Here is a 20,501-nt window from a genome sequence, read left to right as displayed (position 1 = left end):
ACATTTTTTTTAGGACTTGTTTTTTATTAGGTAGGGCATGATGCAAAAAGGGTTCAAACGAGTGTTTGTAACCATTCTGGTGCTGACAACCACACTTTCAGCGTGTGAAAAACAGGATAAAAAACCCGACAAAACTGAACAAACGGCCGTTCCGGTCACGGTCATTCCTGCCACTTTAGAATTGGTCAATGTCCAATATAAATCCATCGGCACCTTGGTTGCGAGGGAAGCGCCTGTCATTCGGGCTCGTATTTCCGGTCAAATTGAGCAATTACTCGTTCATGAGGGCGAAGAAGTTCATAAGGACCAGCCATTACTTAAAATGAAACAAGAAGAATTGGCATTGGCTCTCCAACAGGCAGAAGCCAAACTGATACAGGCCAAGGCGCAACTCAATGAAAGCGACCAAGATGCCGCTCGCGCCGACAAACTCATCGGCAAAGGCTACATTTCTCAGGAGCAATACAGCCAAATCCAAGCACAGCGTCAAACAGCCCAAGCAAACGTCACCGTTGCCATGGCGGATTTGGCACACGCGCAATTTCAAGCCGCTCAAGTGAATGTATTATCTCCTATCAACGGCCATGTTGGAAAAATTGCCGTGTCCGTCGGTGAATACGTATCCGACGGACATCACGTTTCCTGTAATTACAGTAACAACAGACCTTCCGGGCGGGGATTCGGAAATCATCAATGAAACCATCACGAAACCAATAGAAGTCGTATTAAACACCATTGCCGGCATTAAAACGATCAATTCTTCCTCCAGTCCAGGAGAGTCGAAAGTTGAATTGCAATTTGCTTTAGGCACAAACATGGATGCCGTATTTAATGAAGTGCAAAGCAAACTTAATCAAGTGACGGGTCAATTTCCAGCAGGAACAAAATCGCCAGTCATTCAAAAAGAAAGCATTGGTGCAACACCCATCATGCTGATAGGTATTTCGGGGAAAGAAACCATTGAAGAATTGGATGAAATTGCTCGCACAATAGTGCAAAAAAAATTACAAGGCTTACCTGGCGTTGCTGAAGTTACCGTCGTAGGATCCGACGGCGTTGTGGTGATGGTAGAGCTTAATCTGGCAAAAATGGCCGCCTTAAATATTAGTCCCGGGATGGTAAAATCTGCATTTTCATCCCAACATGTGCAGTTACCTGGTGGTTTCGTGCGTGCTGGCAATAAACAATTTTCTCTGAATCTAGACCTTGAATTTCATCAACTTGATGAGTTGGAACGCATGGTCGTCGCCTACCGTCAAGGTGCTCCCATTTATTTAAAAGACATCGCAACACTTACACTCACGGTTCCAGACAAGGAAAACGTAGCCACCTTAAATGGTCAAACCGCATTAGGTATTAATATCGTCAAACGACCCGAAGCAAATACGGTTCAAGTGGTGGAAGCAGTTCAGAATCGTTTACAAGAAATCCAGACGCAGTTACCACCCAATGTTCATCTAAAAGTAGTCTATGAGGAAGCTCAATATATTTTATCCGTCGTTCATGAGCTGGAAGAAGATACGATTTTAAGTATTTTTGCCGCAGGGTTTGTCATCTGGCTGTTCCTGCGCAATCTGCGTTCCACATTAATCATTGTCACAGCAATCCCTGTGTCTTTGTTAGGCGCTGTTTTAGCCATTTATGCGTTTGGCTTTACTCTTAATATCATTACCCTGCTTGGCATCATTTTATTAGTTGGGGTAGTCGTAGATGATGCCATTGTGGTTTTGGAGAATATCTATCGGCAAATGGAAAGCCATGCCCTGAAACCCAAAGACGCTGCAATCAAAGGCAGCGATCAGGTTGTCTTTGCTGTTCTGGCTGCCTCATTAAGCTTGGTTTCAATTTTTTTACCCGTTGTTTTTATGGGCGGTACCCTAGGATTGTTTTTTAAATCCTTTGCCGTTGTCGTGACAGCAGGAGTAGCGATCTCATTATTGATTTCATTGACTTTAACGCCTGTTTTGTGTGCAAGATTCATGCGAATCATTACAGAACACGGCTCGATTTATCATCATCTAGAGAGAGGATTCCTAGTCATTGAAACATTTTACAAAAAGATGTTACACCTCGCGTTGCGTTTTCGCTGGTTGATGGTGTTTCTGGCTTTAGCCACCGTACTCCTTGGTTTACCCGTATTGATGACGATTGGTAAAGGTTTTTTGCCGGAAGAACGTGATACAGGCCATTTCCAAATTCTGGTACAAACGGCGCAAGGCTCCAGTACCGCTTATACAAAATCCCGAATTGCTGACGCAGAGAAAACCCTGGCAAAAATGTCCAGCATTGAAACTTATTTTTCCTCTTTAAGTAAAGCCAATTCAGGCACAATAAATGTTAACTTATTGCCAGAACAAGAGCGAAAATTATCACAGCCGGAAATCATGTCAGCCGTTCAAAAACTTCTGAAAGAAATTCCAGGAGCCTTGTTTTTAGTGTATAGCACCCAAGCGGGTGGAAACATGAGTTTTGAAGTGCGCGGTGAAGACTATCTGGGAACCGTTGAAGCGGCCTTTAAGCTTTATTCCGTATTAAAAAATGAGCCAACCATTGCGCCAGTCTATATGCATATTGCTCTTGAACAACCTCAATACCGATTATTTTTGGACCGTGTATTGGCTAGCAGCCTAGGGCTTTCCGCAGAAGAAGTGGGAGCAGTCACCATGGTGCTCAATGATCATGGAGTAAAAGTGGCCAAATTTAATAAAGAAAACGGCAACCAGCGTCATGACGTCGTGATAAAAGCCGATGAAAGTCGATATGTAACACCAGAAGATTTAAGTCAAATTTATTTAATCAATCAAGCAGGCAAGCGCATTAGTCTGGATACCATTGCCTCTTTTGAATCCTCCTTGGCACCTTTGGAAATCACCCGTACCAATCAAGAATACAGCGTATCCTTTAGCGCTTCTCCGAAAATTTCGCTCAATAAAGCCATTAATCTCGTGCAAGACATGGCCGAAAAAGCATTACCGCAAGGTTATACAGTAGCCATGACCGGTGATACTGAAGCGTTGGGTAAAACGGAAAGTTCCATGCTCTATACGTTGGCCTTGATTTTGATTTTGATGTATATGGTTTTAGCCAGCCAATTTAATTCTTTTATACAACCTTTTATCATTATGATTGCTCAGCCGCTTGCTTTAATTGGCGGTATTTTGATTTTATGGCTCACCCATAAAACGCTAAATATTTATTCCATGGTTGGCGCACTATTATTGATGGGATTAGTTGCTAAGAATTCAATTTTATTGATTGACTTAACCAATCAATATCGAGAAAGAGGCAAATCCATTCAAGAAGCTTTACTAGAAGCCTGTCCATTGAGGATGCGTCCGGTATTAATGACTTCCTGTGCAATTATCCTAGCGATGTTGCCAGCCGCCATTCTGCCTGGTGCCGCCTCCAGTTCCCATCGTCCTCTTGCCTTGGTTATCATCGGCGGCATGATTTCTTCCACAATTCTGACTTTAGTCATCGTACCTGCTATTTATTCATTGATTGAAGGAACATTGAAGAAAAAATAATGATTAATTTTTACAAATCAAAATAATCACCATAAATTTTCACTAAAGTACCATCTGCTTTCATGTCGGATAACGCCTGATTAATTTTTAATATAAGGTCATCAGTTCCTCGCTTGGCCATTATACCGTAACCCTTGCCTACAGGAAGTCGATTGCCAATCAGTTTAAATGTATTGTTGTAGTTGGCATTCCAATAAATTGCGCATTCATTATCCATAAGTCCGACATCTATATCACCATTTTCAAGAGCACTGAATAAATCATTAACAATATCGTATTCTTTTACTGTCACGTTATCGTTGTATAATACGGTAGCCAATTCCTTATAGGGCGAACCTGCCCGTACACCGACCTTTTTGGATTGGATATCATCAAATGTATTCAGTTTTGAATCAAATGGGGCAAAAAAACGGCCGTTACTATTCATATAGGGTATGCTAAAAAGATAGTTTGCTTCGCGTTCGGGCGTAATAATAATCGCTGAGATGGCCAGATCTATTTTACCTGCCTCCAATTGCATAAATAAATCATCAAACGGCACAGGAACAAATTTACAGTCAGCTTTGATGCGACTGCACACAGCCGTCATCACATCAATATCAAATCCCATGAGTTGCTGTTCTGCGTCTGAAAGTCGGCTAAAGGGCGGATTTAATGGAGAGGCTCCAATAATAAGTTGATTAGCATAAACAAGGGGCACCACAAACAAAGCAATTAAAATCCCTAAAATTTTCATTTGACCATCCAATGGTTGCACTTGCGATATAATGACCAATAAGATACTAAGTCCTGCTTATTTTATATCAAAAGCAATCAGATTACTCTCCCGAAATGCCCGGGTTTTCCAGGCTAAGAATGCCCGTATTAAAATCATAGGCAAAAAGCTCAGCGTAACGCCCCCAGTCAATCATGGTTCGTAAAACCCGGTCGGCTTCTTTTTCGCTCAAATAATCTTCTAACTTACTTAAAAACCGCTCTTCAGAAACCCAGTGTCCGCTTTTTTCATCAAGAATTTTACGAATGTAGCGGGCTAAAGGTACTTTTTCTAATAATCTCTGGGCAAACAATTGTTTTCTCTCTTGTAAATCTGCTTCGGAAAATTGTTTGCCTAAATCACTCAAATGAATATCACCATCCAAAACCTTGGCAAACCCCAAAATTTCCAGGGTTTCAAGAATTGGGAATAGATCATCGACATTCATCATCAATTCATCCGCCAATTCAGGTAAGTCAATTTTTTCCTCAAATGATTTCATCGTTTCAATCAGGCCAGACAACTCGGAAGGTTCAACATCAGGCAAGCGGTACCCCAATCCAATCTGGCGTTCAAGCCGAGCATGTCTTGCCCGCTCTTTAGGTCCGGTCGTCATGAGGGTATAAATTCTATCGACCAAAGCGCGAAATTCAGGCGTATCCGCTTCTCGAGGTTGGGGCAAATCAACGGACAAATCAGCGCGGATATATCCAGGATCACTGCCTAAAATAACAATGCGGTCTGCAAGCATGGCTGCTTCCTCAATATTATGCGTGACCAACAAAATACCATTGGTGTTTGTTTTCTTTTCCTGCCATAATTCTAATAAGTCTGATTTCAAGTTTTCGGCAGTCAATACATCCAATGCAGAAAATGGCTCATCCATCAACAAAACATCCGGATTAATCACCAGTGCCCGAGCAAAGCCTACGCGCTGACGCATGCCGCCGGATAATTCTTTAGGGAAAGCGGATTCAAAGCCATCCAAACCAATGATATCAATCGCCTCAATGGCACGACGACGACGCTCTTCTCGAGGAATGCCCTGCGCTTCCAATCCTAATTCCACATTTTCCAAAACCGTAAGCCACGGCATAAGTGCGAAGGATTGAAAAACCATAGCAATGCCGGGAACAGGCTTCATGACTGCCTGTCCTCGATAAGTGATCTCCCCACTGCTAGGAGAGACCAGACCGGCAATAATACGCAACAGCGTCGATTTACCAGAACCCGATTTTCCCAATAAGGCAACGATTTCGCCTTCTTTCAATTCAAAATTAACATCTTTGAGCACTAATAAATCTTGTGTCGCTGCTTTTTTAAACGCTTTACGCAAATTCTTAAGGCAAATAATGGTTTCTGGCATGAATATCTCAGTTAACATTAAATCGTTCTTGCGCCAAACGATAAAGAGGCCGCCAAAGAACATGATTAAAGAATAGTACATACAAACACATCATTGCCGTGCCTAAGGCAATTTTAGGAAAATCTCCGGCAAGCGTACTGGCCTGAATATATTCTCCAAGTCCTGTCGCTTTAAGTGTCGTATTACCCCAGCTGACCCATTCAGCAACAATACTGGCATTCCAAGCTCCTCCTGCAGCCGTGATAGCACCGGTAATATAAAAAGGAAAGATCCCGGGCAAAGCCAGACGTCGCCACCATTGCCATCCTTTTACCCCGAAATTGTCTGCTGCAAGACACAGATCGCGAGGAATCATTGAGGCGCCGGCGATGACATTAAATAAAATGTACCATTGGGTGCCTAAAATCATCAAAGGCGTCACCCAAATTTCCACATTTAAATTAAAGCGCACAATAGCAATGACAAATAAAGGATAAAATAAATTGGCTGGAAATGCGGCAGCAAATTGAATAATTGGCTGAAGTTTTTGAGCCAGGCGAGGCCGTTGCCCCACCCAAACACCCACCGGGATCCATACCAACGAACTCAGTAAAATAAGCACAAGGACTCTGGTTCCAGTTGCAGCACCCAAGAAGAAAACGTGTAAAATGTCTGAAACCTTAAGCTCCGCCAGTATAAATCTTAATAAAAAATAACCGCCGCTGACGATCGCAAGCCAAACCAGGCTGTTCCATAACCAATCGATACGTCTTTGCCAGCCATAATCAACCTCTTTTATTATTTTTGGACCAGAGCGACGAAACCAGGTTGTATTAACAAAGTGATCTTTTAAAATTCCAAAACCGGAACCAACACGTTTCATCAACCGACTGCCACGCATCCAGTCAATCAACCATGATTGATATTCCTCTTCATCCGGCGATTGTTCCATTTTAAATTTCTCTGACCAAGCAATCAGAGGCCGAAATAAAATCTGATCATAAAGAAAAATAACCACCACCATGGTTAAAATAGCATAGCCGACACCCGGCAAATTACGCTGCTCAATCGCCAAAGCGATGTAAGAACCTACCCCCGGTAAGCGAATATCCTGATGAGATACTGCAATGGATTCTGACAACACCACAAAAAACCAACTTGCAGACATGGACATCATCATGTTCCACAATAAACCGGACATCGAATAAGGAACTTCAACTTTCCAAAATCGTTGCCAAGGAGACAGTTGGAACATTGCCGAGGCTTCACGTAAATCATGAGGTACTAACTTAAGTGACTGGTAAAATCCAAAGGTAATATTCCACACTTGTGCCGTAAAAATAACAAAGATGGATGCACATTCAGGGCCTAATAAACTTCCTGGAAAAAGATGAATGAAGCCCGTGATGGTAATTGCCAAAAAGCTTAATACCGGGACCGATTGTAAAATATCAATAGCAGGGATGATGAGTTGTTCGGCTCGACGATTTTTGGCCGCCAGTGTTCCCACAACAAACGTAAAAAGAATGGATAATAATAGGGCAATAAACATTCGCAGTACCGTTCTTAAGGCATAAAACGGTAATCTTTCCGGAGCAAGTGAAATAGGCAGAGGCTCGCCCAATTCATAAGGAACTGCCATTTGTTTGCCTGCCCATGCCAAAAAAAATAAGACAGAAAACACCAATATTAACAACAGCAGATCCCAGCGATTAATGTAGCGACTGACATGTTCACGATTGGCAAAGTAAAAACGGTTGTTAATCACAGCCTCTCCTCAAGTCAGTCCTTTGAATCTTTTTATTACAATGTTTAATATATCTCCCTTTGAATAGGGAGGAATGCCCAAGGTTTTTGTTGATTTGCATCAACGCATTAAAAAATGCTTATCAAGCAATCAAATTAAAATTGAGGTTATACAGTCAGGGTAATAGGAGACGCCATTCTACTACATATCAGAAACTCTAAAAACGTTTAAATTCTAAATGCAATCTGAACGCTCATCCGTCATAATAAAAATAACAATAAAAATAGCGTACGGGAATAATCATGTCATATCCGAGAATTTTATTGATTTGTATTGCTTTATTACTTCCATTGCAAATGCATGCGGCACCTGATAATACCCAACTGGCGGTTTGGGTCAACGAAGCCATTATTGCAACGTACACTTATAATTATCAAAATTATCTCGACCGCCAGAAAGAAATTGCCAAGTACTTCACCGCTAACGGCTGGATTGCCTACAGCAAAGCACTTAATGACTCAAAACTTCCTGACGCCGTACAAAAGAATTCCTATTTTGTCAGCGCCGTCGCAACGATGCCTCCTCAAGTCAAAAGTATACGCGACAATTATTGGGAGGCATCCATGCCTCTTTTGGTGGTTTATAAAAACCCTCAATATCAGCAAAAACAAACTCTAGGAGTCACCATCAACTTTACGATAGTTCCTTCCGGACAAGGAGTCAGAGGGCTGGCCATCACCAGTTTGCAATCAAAAATTATTGAACCACCCTGTAAATGTGCGGCTACGGTAGAAAATAACCATTCAAATACTCCAACGGGTAAATCCCCTCAATGATTTGACTAAGGCCCGGAGTCAACCGTTCAACCGGGATGTCGTGTCACCATGAGCGATTCTGGCGAGGCGCTTGCTGCTTTTGCCGATGAAAAAAATCTAACAGACGGAAGCATTTGACTTTTTGTAATGGCCATTAATCTTTCACGGGCGATATCTTGCAGAGTCTTCCCTCCTTGTAATGCTTCTTTCATTTGCTGCAATGAACGCATTCTTCCTTCCAGAATATTTGCAAGCGTATATTCATCTTTTTTCCCCCTATTGTCCTTGGTAATCAAAGAAGGCAATAAGGGCTGCAAGCAACAGCTGTCTTCGGCAGACATCGCCTCATGCAGTGTACGCGTTATTATCGTTGGAATAAGCTCTTGTAACTCATCCAAAACACTCATTGCCCGATCACACGCCTCATAAAAACCCAGTCGCTGTGCCTCTCTTAAAGCCGGCTCGTCTTCTGCTGTTAAATCAAACAAGTTTGGCACGACTTGTCTAGGTAACAGCGGGTAAACCACTTCATCAAAGGGCATTACATGCTGAAATCCAGTAATATCTTCCGGTCGATGCCCTAAATAATCGGCGCGATCACTTTGCCTGGCAAATTGCGGATTTTTAAAAGCCCCTTCCTCTGCCGTCAATCCACTAAATCCTACTCCAAGAGAATTTCCCCAATCTACGATGCTAAGTTTTAACGTATCATCGCTTTGGCGGACATATCCAAAATTGGATAAATTAATGTTATTGACCAAATCATAATGACTAAACAACAAGGCAATAAAATAAGCTTGTCCAAGAAGACGGGCTTGCTCTCTTGTCGTCACTAAGGTTGTAAAACTTGGTGCAGGATGACTTAGCCAATATTCGGGGGTTTTTGCTGCCTCGACCGAAGAGTGCTCAGACAAAAATTCCACAAGTCTTCCAACGGAAGGGGAAGCAATTAAAGGTTGCCCGTCATGAATATGAAGATAATTTTGGGGAACAATCACTAAATCCCCCATAATAGCGGCGCTCACTCGCGACGCTATCACTTCAAGGGCACTATTGGATAATATTAATTCATCAACATGTCTTACGTAATTCTTAAGCTTGTCCTGGATTTGGTCAAGCTCTCTCCTGTTTTCAACGGACAATTCTTCAATTTTGCACAGTATTTCTTCATCATCTGGAATGGCAATGCCATCAATACTCCCGTCCAGTAATTCCCTGCGACGATCAATAAGCGTATTAAAAAATACATCTTTTTAAAAATTTCTGTTACTTTTCTAGGTTTGGGCTCTTTGACGTAATACTCTCTCTCATCTTGATCTTGATATACTCCTTTTTTGAAGACCCGGATAATTCCCTATCCTTCTCCTTACGTCTTAACACAATGGTAGAATGATCTTGCAGCTCTATGGTTAATGCTTCATTGCTATCGGGCATGATAAACCTCAGCCAATTATTTCATCCATGCTGTTCTGAGACTTTTTTGGTGATTTTTAAACTTATCAAAAAAGAAAAGGTTTTCAAAGCACCCAACCCGTTTTGATAAAACTCTATCTAAAACATATTAATTTAAGAACCGTAACCCTATAATAATGAGATGTGCGACAATGAATGCAACAATAAGTACCAGAATAAAATTCAATTTGCCTGGTATACGGGTATCAAGCACTGCTTGTTCTGGCTTGGCCGGATTATAATACACATCAATCGTTTCATCTTTCTGATAAGCCTTCGCTACTTTATAAGCCAAATTACGTGCATATTTGCTACTGGGATCACGATGAGAAGTGTCCAGGAATAAATGTTCCCCAATAAAATCTTGCTCACCTATGTGATAAATGTATTCAATTTCCGGCCATAGGCGATGCCCCGCAACGGTCCATTTGCAATAGGTGATCCGTCCTTTTGTTTTTGGCCAGACTTGCGCTTGCCTTATTTCTCGACGTATGCTCCAAAAATAACCTAAGATTAATAATAAAAATAAAAGCCACCCCAAATCGAGCACGCTCTGCCAGGAAATGTATCGGGCCAGCATAAAAAATCTATCCTGATAAAAGATAATGTCTTTGATAGTAGAGCACAGCTGATGCTTCTGCAAAATACATTTCGCTTGAAATACCTGTCGTGGCCACCAAATCTTCTTTACATGCAAATGCAATTCACCGGAGAAATCTCGTATTGACTTATGCCTTTGCCGCCTGCGATCATCTAGGTATAATCAAAAAAATCCATCTTGGAAATTTGTATTTGCCTGATTCTTACATTCATCGCAACAATGATTGAACGATTAGTTACAACGTTTAGTCTCTAAAAGATAATATTAGGCAACAGGCAGGACAGCACGATGTTTAGATAAAAGGAAGGAATCACCATGCTTGCAAAAACACCTCTTCATGCCCATCATTTAGCGCTTGGCGCAAGAATGGTTGATTTTCATGGCTGGGAAATGCCGCTTCATTATGGCTCACAACTGGAAGAGCACCATATTGTGAGACAGCAGGCAGGAATGTTTGATGTTTCGCACATGACGGTTGTTGATGTTTTAGGAGCTGGAGGACGCCAGTTTTTACGTAAATTATTGACCAATGATGTTGATCAACTTCGACATGCAGGACGTGCATTATACAGTTGCATGTGCAATGAGCACGGCGGCATTATTGATGATTTGATCGTATACCAGCGTGCTTCTGATAATTACCGACTTGTTTTAAATTCTGCTACTCGCGCCCATGACTTGGTATGGCTACGCGAGAAAATTCAAGGATTTTCTGCCGGTCTGCAGGAACGAACAGAATTGGCCATGATTGCCGTTCAAGGTCCAGAAGCCATATCCCGAACATCCACTGCATTAACACCCGCGCAAGCGGATGCTATTTCCACATTAACACAATTTGAATGCGTTGATGTAGGGGGGTGGTTTTTTGCCCGCACTGGTTATACTGGCGAAGACGGCTTGGAAATTATCCTTCCGCAAGATGAAATTGCAAATTTTTGGGGTACGCTCTTACAAGCTGGTATTAAGCCTTGCGGATTAGCGGCTCGTGATACTTTGCGTCTTGAAGCCGGATTATTACTATATGGACAGGATATGGACGAATCCACAACACCATTAGAATCAGGATTAGGCTGGACCATCAAATGGGAACCGGAAGATCGTGATTTTATCGGTATGGGGGCTCTTTTATCACAAAAACAACATGGCTTGAGTCGCAAACTGGTCGGCCTCATTCTGCAAGATAAAGGCATCATGCGCTCAACTCAGCGCGTCATCGTTGAAGGTCATGGTGAAGGAGTGATTACCAGCGGGACGTTTTCCCCCACGCTGCAAAAATCCATTGCCTTGGCACGTGTTCCAATCGACACGAATAATCAAGTCCTGGTTGAAATTCGCGGCCGACTACTCCCTGCTACAGTATGTAAGCCACGTTTTGTAAAACAGGGAAAACCTTTACAAGATATTTAAATTCAAGTACCACCTATTAGAATTGCAAAGAGGACGCAATCATGAATGACATTCCTAAAGACTTACGATTTACTAAAACACATGAATGGATAAAAGGAAATGAGGAGGCACTAACTCTCGGGATTACTGACCATGCCCAACAATTATTAGGTGATCTGGTATTCGTTGAATTGCCTGAAGTAGGAAATACCGTCTGCGCTGGGGATGAAATAGGAGTGGTTGAATCCGTCAAAGCCGCCTCTGATTTTTATGCTCCGGTGGGTGGTGTGATAATAGCCGTCAATCACAAAGTCAGTGAAGACCCAGGCCTTGTTAACAAAGACCCCTATGGAGAAGGATGGCTGGTAAAAATCAGAGCTAATAACTTTAATGAAGTCAAAACATTGCTTGACGCTGAGCAATATGGACATGAAATAACAGAGGATAATTAACCATGCCATACATTCCTCATACTGCTGAAGATGTTGCTGCCATGCTTGCCAGCATTAATGTGGCTGATGTACAGGCATTATTTGATGAAATTCCGCATTCCATGCTGCATGATGAACTCAAAAACATTCCCTCTGGCATCAGCGAAATGGCTATGCTCAGAGAAGCACAGCAACTGGCGGCTAAAAATCATAATGCGATCTGTTTCATTGGCGCGGGATGTTACGATCATCACATTCCGGCAGCAGTATGGGATATTGCTTCACGTGGCGAATTTCTGACTGCCTATACTCCCTATCAGGCCGAAGCAAGTCAGGGAACATTGCAGCTGCTGTATGAATATCAAACCATGATCGCTGAATTAACTGGCATGGATGTTGCCAATGCCTCATTGTATGATGGTGCAACCGCGCTTGCTGAAGCAATGTTGATGGCTATCCGCATTAATCGCCATAGCAAGAGCAACCGCATCCTGGTTGCTGGAACCGTGCATCCTTTCTATCGTGAAACCATAGAAACAATCGCACGTAACCAACATATTGAACTCATTACTTTACCTTTTGATAAAGAATTGGGAATTACATCTCTGGCGACGCTAGAAAAATATCGTGGGGAAGACGTTGCGGCGTTAGTCATTGCTCAACCCAATTTTTTTGGCTGTTTGGAGGAAGTGGATGACCTCTGTAACTGGGCGCAAGCTAACAATACCATCAGTATTGCCTGCGTAAATCCCATTTCGCTGGGGTTGTTGAAGCCACCAGGACTTTGGGGAGAGCAAGGTGCGGACATCGTTTGTGGTGAAGGCCAACCATTGGGTGCACCCATGGCATCTGGCGGTCCCTATTTTGGTTTTTTCAGTACCCGCCATCAATACGTCCGTCAAATGCCTGGCCGGCTGATTGGCCGAACGTTGGATAAAGATGGCAAAACAGGGTACACCTTGACATTGCAAGCGCGTGAACAACATATTCGCCGAGGAAAAGCAACGTCCAATATCTGCACTAATCAAGGTCTGCTCGTCACTGCAGCAACCCTTCATATGAGTTTATTGGGAGCACAAGGGTTAATGCAAACTGCCCGTCTTTGCCATCACAACACACAAATGTTGGTCAATGCATTAACTCAAATTGAAGGAGTCAAAACCGTATTCAAAACGCCTTATTTCCATGAGGCTTTATTGAAATTAAATAGGCCGGTCAATAAAATTTTACACCTACTGCGCGAAAAAGGCATTGCTGGAGGATACCCTGTCGAATCGCATTATCCGCAACAAGCCAACACATTATTGGTTTGTGCAACCGAAACACGAACGGAGGAAAATATTGCGCATTATGCTCAAACGCTCAAAACCATCTTGGCTGAAATAAACGAATAAACTAATGCACCCGAAATTTTCATGGAGTACTGCATAAACAATGCTCCTGCTAAAGGCCGAACATTATAGTCAAGAGAACAGGACTCAAAAACCGAATAACAAAGAGATCAACGACATGTTTATTGTACAATTAACCTATAAAACCCCCCTCAGCGAAGTGGATAAATATTTACAGGCTCACCGTGAATATCTTGACTACTATTTTAAGCAAGGATTGCTTTTAGCAGCAGGTCCGATGAAGCCGCGGACAGGAGGCATCATCATTGCCTTAACCACCGATAAAAACTATCTGGAATCCATTTTACAGAAAGATCCTTATCATCTTGCTGAAATTGCAGATTACCAGCTGATTGAGTTCACTCCCGTGAAACATCGTGATGAGATTAAAGACATTATTCTCAATATGGAAGGGAAATTATGTTGATTTTCGAACAATCTAAAAAAAACCGCCAGGCTACAGCACAATTGCCGAATATAAAAACCGGCAAGCCCCTGATTCCAGAACGGTTCATGCGCCAAACGCTTCCTCGCTGGCCAGCCTGCTCGGAATTACAGGTTGTACGTCATTTTACTCGTTTATCGCAAAAGAATTTTAGCATTGATACCAATTTTTACCCGTTGGGCTCTTGCACCATGAAATACAATCCGCGCGGAGTTCATAAAGCGGCCTCACTGCCAGGCTTCAGCAACCGTCATCCATTAGACGCGACAGAAGCAAGCCAAGGATTTTTACAAATCCTGCATGAACTGCAAAATTGCCTTGCCGATATCACTGGCATGGCCGGTGTATCATTAACACCCATGGCCGGTTCTCAAGGTGAATTTGCTGGGGTGGCCATGATAAAGGCTTATCACCAGTCGCGGGGAGATTGTCATCGCAATGAAATATTAATCCCGGATGCAGCCCATGGCACCAATCCGGCCTCGGCCGTGATGTGCGGTTTTAAAATCGTTGAAGTTCCAACGGCGGAAGATGGTGATATTGATCTTGAGGAACTAAAGAAAAAAGTGGGACCGCAAACCGCTGGCATCATGCTTACCAATCCCTCCACGTTGGGATTATTTATGCGCCAAATCAAAGACATTGCCATGATTGTCCATCAAGCCGGAGGCTTACTTTATTATGACGGCGCCAATTTAAATGCCATCTTGGGTAAAGTAAGACCGGGGGATATGGGGTTCGACGTCATGCATCTTAACTTGCATAAAACATTTGCCACACCACATGGTGGCGGTGGGCCTGGTGCTGGACCTGTTGCTGTCAATCAACGTTTGTTACCATTCTTACCCTTACCGATCGTGATGCAAGAAAATCAGCGTTACCGTTGGGCAGATAGAAATGACTTTCCCCAGAGCATTGGCCGTCTTTCTTGTTTTATGGGTAACGCAGGTATTTTATTACGAGCTTACTTTTATATCCGTATCTTAGGAAAAGAAGGCCTCATTCGCGTGTCGGAACATGCCACATTAAATGCCAACTATCTGTTAGCCGAGCTTAGAAAGGCAGGATTTAGCCCAGCTTATCCTACACGTCGTGCCAGCCATGAATTTATTTTGACTTTAAATCCTGAAAAAAAACAATATGGCATCACTGCCATGGATGTGGCCAAACGCTTGCTTGATTATGGTTTTCATGCGCCAACCACTTATTTCCCGCTCTTGGTTCCCGAATGTCTATTGATTGAGCCCACAGAAACAGAATCTAAAGAAGAACTGGACGCTTTTGTAACTACGATGAAAGCAATCCGCCATGAAGCAGAAAGCAATCCTGCTTTATTAAAAGAAGCACCTCATACTTTACCGGTTAAACGGCTGGATGACGTCAAAGCCGCACGCGAATTGGATTTGAATTATTACGAAGCGCACCATGAATAAAGTTCCACCCTTCTTGTATTTAACAGAAGGGTGAGAAAATTAAAGAACTATATTCCGTAAAGAGGGCGTGGGGAATTCTGCCTCCATGACCTTGTGTAATTCAGCCAATGTCCGTCTTGAATGCCCAGCTTCAAGCTTATCCTGAAATTTTTGCACTGCCTCAATAAAGCGATATTTCAGCTGTTCTTCCCTCTGTCTTGCATGCTGTCTTATATGCTCTGGAGAATCCTCTGGTGATGGCATCGATGAGGCATGTATTGCACGCAACTCTTTGACAAAGGCATGAATGGTGTCGCTGTGTACTCCTTTTATGAAAAAGGCAAAAATATTGGCGCGATGATGTAGTGCTTTATTGGTTGCAAAATCATCCGCTATTTTAGCAATAACATCTTGTAATTGTTCATGCTCCATTGCCAATATGGGCGACGTTTGCACAAGACGCGGCGTTAACAAACGCTCAGTACTCTCTTTTCTTACCTCTTCCAGCTGCTCTATTTCGGGCAGATTTCTTTCCAGGTCAAGTAAATGCATGTCGCGGATGTGCAAGATTTTTTTATCATCCACATGAGAAAAATCCTTGTTTAGCAACCATGGAAGCACTTCATGTAAAAATCCTGTATTATTCGTTTTAAGCATTTGCAAAATAACCACGCGTTGATCCAATCCTGCAAGCTCTTCTTTCTTTATATGACATTTTTGATGCTTATTATAACTTGCTAAAAAGTCATCAAAGCGACTGGGCAGGTTTTCTAATGCCTGGCTGTGAAGCGCATTGAAATAACGGCCAACTTTCTCTTTATTTTCATCAATAATATCCCGCGAGCGCGCCATGAAGAGTTCGTCCTTAAAGACGCGTAATATTTTTTCATCGGTTATGTCATCATCACTCTGACTAATAAGGCGTACATATTGAAGACGTACTTCTGACTCATCAACCCTGTCTTGAATGATTCCATGCTCTTTAGCCCATGCGAACAAATCAGAAAACGTCTTTTGTCCATAAATTTCAGCATAAGCTTCATTTTGTAAAAAAGCGGTAACAAAACCACTACCGGTTTGATAATGAGGAAGATAACGGCTGTCACCATGATTAAATATCTGAATATTTACCGGGCGTTCAGCAGCTTCCCAGGCAACTGTTTCAGGTGGTGTCGTTGTAAGAACTTGCCCACGCTCTCCTCGTGCCGTTGCGAAACGTGAGCGCAAATACGTATTCACAGGCAATTCCGCAATTTGATCACGAAGGCTTGGAAAAACCAAGCCCGCAATGGCGCGCGTATACTCAGTGACAATATGCTCATAGTCACGTGGCTGCATCGAATGTTCTTCCATTGCAACCGGAATTTCGGCACCAATATAGAGCACATCATTGGCATAAAACACACGAATTCTTGGAGGACGCACCAAATTCCAGCCATAGTCTGCTAACGTCTTGCGCCATTCCGTTGCATCCAAAGAACGCTGAGCGGCTTCCAATTGCTCGCAGGAAAGCAACGAAGCGCCTGTTTCCGGATCCTTAATGAAAAAAGTGGTTGTACCATGGGTAGGCACTAACGGCATCGCTTCAACATCAGGGGAAGTCTCTCCCATGTATTGCGTTGCTTTATCAGGATAAACAATGGAATCTTTTTTATCATCATCACGAAGTCCACCGGTAGCGGCGTGAATTTTAATATCCAATTCACCGGCACCAAGATCACCTAACTCTGCAGCATGTTCCTCTAATAAATGCAATACGCCTTCTTTGGTGGCAGCATATGAATCGGTACTGACGTTTTGATTCAGTAATAAAGGCGGCTCACCTAATCGGTCTAACGTTTGTAATAATAAAAGTTGCAAATCACGAATTTGAATCTGGGTAAACCGTTTATCAGAAAAGACACGATCGTCGTGATGCTGAAATCCTTGTGGTACTGAAAAGTCGCGATCGTAAGTTAATGGCGCTAATGCCTCACTATCTACTCCATCTGCAATTAAACGCTCCGTGACCACTTCATTTTCAAAACGGAAAATATTGGCACGTGCTTGCACTCTATCAATATCCCGTGAATCTGGACGTAATCGCTTATCCACAATGACAATTTTAGCATCTGGATCCATCCTTCTTATCTTCAAGGCGCGATGCAAATTAGCAGGACCAGCACCAACAAATACATGAATTGTCATAACGTTTACCCCTATATTCCATTAAATGAGTCATGCCGATGTCAAAACTCACTTAATCTCCTGCCAATATGAAAAAATAAAATATATAGTGTATTAATAAGCAGGAATGTGGTTATTATCTAGACATAAAGATAGCAGGTGAACCTTAAGTCCACGTTAACTAGAACCACAAAAACGTAAAAATATGTAAATGTTGGTGATAATAATTACCAATATTAAATTTTTGCGCGTTTTTTGCTTAACCTTTAACGTACCTGTGCACTTCCAAGCAGTTTCAAAGATCCATTGAAAATAAAATTCACGTAAGCTATTAAAAAATATTCAAAAAAACACTTTTCTGCCGATAAGAAATAAGTTATAACAAGCTGGCTGGCTCTGATGAATTTTATGAACGGTTGCCGATAGAGAATGGCGCTTCATAAAAAATGGTTTGTTGAAGAGACCATGGTAGTGACAAGGATTGTATGGCTAGCATTTTATCTTGAAACAGATTGCTATAATTATTTTTTTCAAGGAGTGAAAAATGAACAGTAAAGTGTTTTCACAGCGGTTTAACCGTGAGTTGTCTTTACTTGGTTTTCCAGAAGAAATTAACGAAAAAACCAAAGCAGTTGCCAAGGTGTTCGGCGTAACGCGACATTTAGCCAATGCCATGATTTTTGGTCATCTCTTACCATCAGAAGCCCAACTGGATAAAATTGCCGAAATTCTTGAAGTATGCCCGCAATGGTTATGTGGCGCGTCTGATAGAAAAAAAGCTTATTCGGGTCGTGAAACTGCGGATCAAGTTTAATATCGTTTATAAAGGCTTGTGCAAGCCAATACCCACAGGCCTTAGAATATGATACCCTGTAGGTAAGTCATTTATTCATCCACTGAGTGGATTTAATATGGAATGCCTAAGTTTTTGCATCGCTAACAGCATCGACCTATCACGATTGGATAATCATTATAAAACCAATCTGCCACACTACACGTCCATTAAATCACGCGATATCTTAAAACTGGGGCATTCTAATACCTCCAATACTGTATTTGTTTTTAAAAATGGAACGGTAGTTTCCTGGGGCGTTAAACGTCATCAGATTAATGCCTATTTGGACACCATTCGGCTTTTTGCTGATAAACCAATCACCTTTCGGGTTCATGATGAATTCAGTTATCAAATGAGTGATAAAACAGCCATCGAGCCACATGACTATTTTGATGTGGATTGCATAAGTATTGATTCTGATAGTGATGAATTAAAACTTAGTCTATCGTATGGTTTTTCCCAATCCGTGAAACTGCAATATTTTGAAACCATATTAGAAACACTGATTGAAAAATATACCCCCTTAATTCATAGCTTGTCCTCCCAAGGAGAAATAGGCATATCCCGCAAACAAATTCGTCAAGTCATCGGTGAAATCGTTGGCGCAAAAAGCGAAATGAATTTAATCAGTAATTTTCTTTATCATCCTAAATATTTTTGGCAACACCCGACTTTAGAAGAATATTACGCCATGCTTGAACGCTACTTGCACATACAACGACGTGTAAATGCCATTAATCATCGCCTAGATACTCTAAATGAAATTTTTGATATGTTTAATGGTTATTTGGAAAATCGTCATGCTCATAGTCTTGAAGTCATTATTATCGTTTTGATCGCCATAGAAATCGTATTTGGAGTATTAAATTTTCATTTTTAACGTGAATCCAATTGTCGACAGGCCTAGTCATTTATGATCTCTTTGCTCTCATCTGCTGCAAAAGCTTCATCGTATAAAACAGAAGTAATCGCTGGAGCAACCACTTTTCTTACCATGGTCTATATTGCTTTCGTCAATCCCGTCATTCTTCATGATGCCGGGATGAATCAAGGCGCTGTTTTTACTGCAACGTGCCTCATTACTGCTTTTGCCTGCGCATTGACCGGCATGTATGCCAATACTCCTATTGGCGTTGCCCCGGGCATGGCTTTAAATATTTATTTTTCTTATAGTGTGGTTATTGGCTTAGGAATCGACTGGCAACATGCCTTGGCTATGGTATTTATTTCAGGGCTGTTATTTCTAATAGTCAGTTTGACCTATTTACGTCGCTTGTTAACTGATTCAATTCCTCATGATTTACAAGTTGCCATTTTAGTCGGCATTAGCCTTTTGATTGCCCTTATTTCCCTGGAAACCAATCAGATTATTATCAGTAACAAGCATACGCTTATGCATCTTGGTGATCTTTCAAATCCTAAAAGCATTTTGTTTTTACGGGTTTTTTATTAATCCTCACCTTGGATTATTATCGTATCCCCGGAGCCATTATCATTAGCATTCTTGCCATCAGCGGCTTAAGTCTTGTCTTTGGTCTAACCACTTGGCAAGGCATTGTGGGATTACCTCCGTCCATGGGTGCAACATTTCTGAAACTTGATTTTTCCGGCATGTCTAGCGTGGCAGCCTTGAAAGCAACCTTTGCCTTTTTTCTAATAGCTGTGTTTGATGCCACGGGTACCCTGATTGGTTTATTAAATCAACCCATTTTTAAAAATCGCTCCGATTATTCCGGACGTTTACGTAAAAGCCTGACAGCGGACGCAGCCGCATCAACCATAGCTGGTCTGGTGGGTTGTGCCAGTACGTCTCCTTTTATCGAATCAGCGGCTGGCATTGAAGCCGGAGGCCGTACCGGAATAACATCCCTGATTATCGCTGCAGGCTTTCTTCTAACTTTATTTTTCTTTCCCTTGGCGGAAGCTATTCCAAGCTATGCTTCCGGCCCTGCCATGCTGTATGTGGCCTGTTGTATGATGAGAAGCGTCTCTCAATTAAAATTTACTGACATCACCGATATCGCCCCCTGTATGCTAACCATCATGATGATTCCATTTACTGCATCCATTGCTGATGGCATCGGTACTGGTATTATCCTCTATACTTTACTTAAATTGCTTGCTCGCAAACCGGTGAATCCTCTCATTCTAATTTTAAGCAGTATATTCGTAATCTTTTTTCTTATTAGTTAAA

Annotated in this window: 16 protein-coding genes and 1 pseudogene; 11 read left to right on the top strand and 6 right to left on the bottom strand. The window is 42.0% G+C overall.

Annotation, left to right across the window (positions count from 1 at the left end):
- Positions 1-37: 37 nt before the first annotated feature.
- Together LOA_RS13475 and LOA_RS00675 are read left to right on the top strand one after the other, a co-directional pair.
- Positions 38-697, top strand: a complete 660-nt coding sequence (locus LOA_RS13475) for an efflux RND transporter periplasmic adaptor subunit (RefSeq protein ID WP_052335858.1) — start codon at positions 38-40, stop codon at positions 695-697.
- On the top strand, positions 612-3,527 hold the full coding sequence (locus LOA_RS00675; RefSeq protein WP_025384719.1) for an efflux RND transporter permease subunit: 2,916 nt from the start codon (positions 612-614) through the stop codon (positions 3,525-3,527). Before LOA_RS13475 ends, LOA_RS00675 begins: the two co-directional genes overlap by 86 nt.
- A gap of 10 nt (positions 3,528-3,537) precedes the next feature.
- On the opposite strand, the gene LOA_RS00670 is transcribed toward LOA_RS00675, so the two are convergent.
- The 3 genes from LOA_RS00670 to LOA_RS00660 all read right to left on the bottom strand — a co-directional run bounded on the left by LOA_RS00670 (position 3,538) and on the right by LOA_RS00660 (position 7,394).
- Positions 3,538-4,263 carry a transporter substrate-binding domain-containing protein gene (locus LOA_RS00670; protein ID WP_025384718.1) on the bottom strand — a complete coding sequence of 242 codons (726 nt, stop codon included), beginning with the start codon at positions 4,261-4,263 and terminating at the stop codon, positions 3,538-3,540.
- A gap of 82 nt (positions 4,264-4,345) precedes the next feature.
- A complete protein-coding gene (locus LOA_RS00665) occupies positions 4,346-5,647 on the bottom strand; it encodes an ABC transporter ATP-binding protein (RefSeq protein ID WP_025384717.1) in 1,302 nt (433 codons plus the stop codon).
- 7 nt (positions 5,648-5,654) lie between these two features.
- On the bottom strand, positions 5,655-7,394 hold the full coding sequence (locus tag LOA_RS00660) for an ABC transporter permease (RefSeq protein WP_025384716.1): 1,740 nt from the start codon (positions 7,392-7,394) through the stop codon (positions 5,655-5,657).
- Between the two features lie 281 nt (positions 7,395-7,675).
- Between LOA_RS00660 and LOA_RS00655 the strand changes: the two genes are divergently transcribed.
- Positions 7,676-8,209, top strand: a complete 534-nt coding sequence (locus LOA_RS00655; protein ID WP_025384715.1) for a DotI/IcmL family type IV secretion protein — start codon at positions 7,676-7,678, stop codon at positions 8,207-8,209.
- A 26-nt stretch (positions 8,210-8,235) separates the two neighbouring features.
- Here the strand turns inward: LOA_RS00655 and LOA_RS00650 are convergent, their stop codons facing one another.
- Entirely contained in the window at positions 8,236-9,330 is a 1,095-nt protein-coding gene (locus LOA_RS00650; protein ID WP_158422995.1) for a hypothetical protein, read from the bottom strand.
- 419 nt (positions 9,331-9,749) lie between these two features.
- On the bottom strand, positions 9,750-10,220 hold the full coding sequence (locus LOA_RS00645; protein ID WP_025384713.1) for a DUF3592 domain-containing protein: 471 nt from the start codon (positions 10,218-10,220) through the stop codon (positions 9,750-9,752).
- 336 nt (positions 10,221-10,556) lie between these two features.
- On the opposite strand from LOA_RS00645, the gene gcvT reads away from it, so the two are divergent.
- The 5 genes from gcvT (at position 10,557) to gcvPB (ending at position 15,327) form a co-directional block, all read left to right on the top strand.
- The gene (gene gcvT / locus LOA_RS00640) at positions 10,557-11,648 is read left to right on the top strand and encodes a glycine cleavage system aminomethyltransferase GcvT (RefSeq protein WP_025384712.1); all 1,092 of its coding nucleotides are present in this window, start codon (positions 10,557-10,559) and stop codon (positions 11,646-11,648) included.
- A gap of 41 nt (positions 11,649-11,689) precedes the next feature.
- The gene (gene gcvH / locus LOA_RS00635) at positions 11,690-12,079 is read left to right on the top strand and encodes a glycine cleavage system protein GcvH (protein ID WP_025384711.1); all 390 of its coding nucleotides are present in this window, start codon (positions 11,690-11,692) and stop codon (positions 12,077-12,079) included.
- A 2-nt stretch (positions 12,080-12,081) separates the two neighbouring features.
- The gene (gene gcvPA, locus LOA_RS00630) at positions 12,082-13,452 is read left to right on the top strand and encodes an aminomethyl-transferring glycine dehydrogenase subunit GcvPA (RefSeq protein ID WP_025384710.1); all 1,371 of its coding nucleotides are present in this window, start codon (positions 12,082-12,084) and stop codon (positions 13,450-13,452) included.
- 115 nt (positions 13,453-13,567) lie between these two features.
- A complete protein-coding gene (locus tag LOA_RS00625) occupies positions 13,568-13,876 on the top strand; it encodes a YciI family protein (RefSeq protein ID WP_025384709.1) in 309 nt (102 codons plus the stop codon).
- Entirely contained in the window at positions 13,870-15,327 is a 1,458-nt protein-coding gene (gcvPB, locus tag LOA_RS00620; protein WP_025384708.1) for an aminomethyl-transferring glycine dehydrogenase subunit GcvPB, read from the top strand. Before LOA_RS00625 ends, gcvPB begins: the two co-directional genes overlap by 7 nt.
- A 39-nt stretch (positions 15,328-15,366) precedes the next feature.
- On the opposite strand, the gene LOA_RS00615 is transcribed toward gcvPB, so the two are convergent.
- Entirely contained in the window at positions 15,367-17,493 is a 2,127-nt protein-coding gene (locus LOA_RS00615) for a hypothetical protein (RefSeq protein ID WP_025384707.1), read from the bottom strand.
- A 523-nt stretch (positions 17,494-18,016) separates the two neighbouring features.
- Here LOA_RS00615 and LOA_RS00610 point away from each other — a divergent pair.
- From LOA_RS00610 to LOA_RS00600, 3 genes and pseudogenes are all read left to right on the top strand, one after another.
- Positions 18,017-18,286: a hypothetical protein gene (locus LOA_RS00610; RefSeq protein ID WP_025384706.1), complete on the top strand. Its 270-nt coding sequence runs from the start codon at positions 18,017-18,019 to the stop codon at positions 18,284-18,286.
- 97 nt (positions 18,287-18,383) lie between these two features.
- Positions 18,384-19,187 carry an RMD1 family protein gene (locus tag LOA_RS00605; RefSeq protein WP_025384705.1) on the top strand — a complete coding sequence of 268 codons (804 nt, stop codon included), beginning with the start codon at positions 18,384-18,386 and terminating at the stop codon, positions 19,185-19,187.
- A 33-nt stretch (positions 19,188-19,220) separates the two neighbouring features.
- Positions 19,221-20,500: pseudogene (locus LOA_RS00600) on the top strand (NCS2 family permease).
- Position 20,501: the final 1 nt, after the last annotated feature.

The sequence above is a fragment of the Legionella oakridgensis ATCC 33761 = DSM 21215 genome, assembly GCF_000512355.1.
GTDB lineage: Bacteria > Pseudomonadota > Gammaproteobacteria > Legionellales > Legionellaceae > Legionella_A > Legionella_A oakridgensis.
The sequence above is the reverse complement of the archived record's forward strand: the minus strand, read 5'-3'. Positions and strand labels throughout refer to the sequence as shown.